The following is a 2,011-nucleotide window of genomic DNA, read 5'->3' on the forward strand; positions in this document are numbered from 1 at the left end:
ACTTCACTTCGGGCGCGAACTCCAGCCACGTGAGCAGGCCGCCCGCGCCATCGGTCTTGCCGGGCACGCGCAGCTGTGCCGCATCGCCCAGCACCAGGTGGTAGCGCGAATCGACCTGCGTCGGCGCGAGGTGCGCGGTGCCGCTGCCGTCGACGTAGCCCCACAGCTCGGCATGCGCGAGCGCGGGCACGGCGAGTGYAGCAGCCGCCAGCGCGGTCTTCATCTCAGACATCCACCTCGACGTCGTCGCCGCGSAGTTCCATCAGCTCGCGGCGGGCCTGCGCCTCGCCCTTGCCCATCAGCTTGGTCAGCGACTCGGTGGTGGCGGTGAAATCGAGCGCGCCGAAGGCCACCTGCAGCAGGCGGCGCGTGTCGGGGTTCAGCGTGGTGTCCCACAGCTGCTCGGCGTTCATCTCGCCCAGGCCCTTGAAGCGGCCGATGCTCCAGCTGTTGTCGCGCGCGCCTTCCTTGCGCAGCTTGTCCAGCGTGGCCGCCAGCTCGCCTTCGTCCAGCACATAGAGCTTGGCCGCGGGCTTCTTGCCGCGCGCCGGCGCATCGACGCGGAACAGCGGCGGCTTCGCGATGTAGACGTTGCCGCGCTCGATCAGCTTCGGGAAGTGCCGGAAGAACAGCGTCAGCAGCAGCACCTGGATGTGCGAGCCGTCGACGTCCGCATCGCTCAGGATGCAGATCTTGCCGTAGCGCAGCCCCGACAGGTCCGGCTCGTCGGTGGCACTGTGCGGGTCGACGCCGATCGCCACCGCGATGTCGTGGATCTCGTTGTTCGCGAACAGCCGGTCGCGCTCGACCTCCCACGCATTCAGCACCTTGCCGCGCAGCGGCAGCACCGCCTGCGTCTCCTTGTTGCGGCCCATCTTCGCGCTGCCGCCGGCCGAGTCGCCCTCGACCAGGAACAGCTCGTTCAGCGCCAGGTCGCGGCTTTCGCAATCGGTCAGCTTGCCGGGCAGCACCGCCACGCCCGAGCCCTTGCGCTTCTCGACCTTCTGGCTCGCGCGYTGGCGCGTCTGCGCCTGCTTGATCACCAGGTCGGCCAGCTTGCGGCCCAGCTCCACATGCTGGTTCAGCCACAGCTCCAGCGCCGGCTTCACGTAGGTGGAGACCAGCCGCAGCGCATCGCGGCTGTTCAGCCGCTCCTTGATCTGGCCCTGGAACTGCGGGTCCAGCACCTTGGCCGACAGCACGAAGCTGGCGCGCGAGAACACGTCTTCGGGCATCAGCTTCACGCCCTTGGGCAGCAGGCTGTGCAGGTCGATGAAGCCCTTCACCGCGCCGAACAGGCCGTCCTTCAGGCCGGATTCATGCGTGCCGCCGTTCACCGTGGGGATCAGGTTCACGTAGCTCTCGCGCATCGGCGAGCCTTCCTCGGTGAAGGCCACGCACCAGGCGGCGCCCTCGCCCTCGGCGAAGTTCTCGGTCTCGCGTGAATCGGCGTAGCGCTCGCCCTCGAACAACGGGATCACCGGGTCGGCCGCCAGCGCCTGCATCAGGTAGTCGCGCAGGCCGCCCTTGTAGGTCCAGGTCAGCACCTCGCCGCTCTTCTCGATCGTCAGCGAGACGATGACGCCCGGCATCAGCACCGCCTTGCTGCGCAGCAGGTGCGTGAGCTCGGCCTTCGGGAAATCGACGCTCTCGAAGTACTTCGGGTCCGGCCAGGCGCGCACCGTGGTGCCGGTCTTGCGGTCACCCGACGAGGCCGCGTACACGCCCTTGCGGATCGCCAGCGGCTCGATCACGTCGCCGCCCGAGAACGCCAGCTGCGCCACCTGGCCCTCGCGGTACACCGTGACCTCCAGTCGCTTGRCCAGCGCGTTCGTCACGCTGACGCCCACGCCRTGCAGSCCGCCCGAGAAGCTGTAGGCGCCGCCGGAGCCCTTGTCGAACTTGCCGCCGGCGTGCAGCCGGGTGTAGACGATCTCGACCACCGGCACCTGCTCTTCGGGATGCAGGCCGAACGGAATGCCACGGCCGTCGTCGTGCACGGTGACCGAAC

Annotated in this window: 1 protein-coding gene and 1 pseudogene; both read right to left on the bottom strand. The window is 68.7% G+C overall.

Features of this window, described 5'->3' with window-relative positions:
- Positions 1 to 223, bottom strand: a pseudogene (locus AC1D15_RS29175) (lytic transglycosylase domain-containing protein); the annotation flags it as partial.
- A 1-nt stretch (position 224) separates the two neighbouring features.
- Positions 225 to 2,011, bottom strand: a 1,787-nt coding sequence (locus AC1D15_RS29180; protein WP_477828770.1) for a DNA topoisomerase IV subunit B, incomplete at its 5' end; no start/stop codon positions are given.

Source organism: Rhizobacter sp. P2_H2 (genome assembly GCF_056403375.1).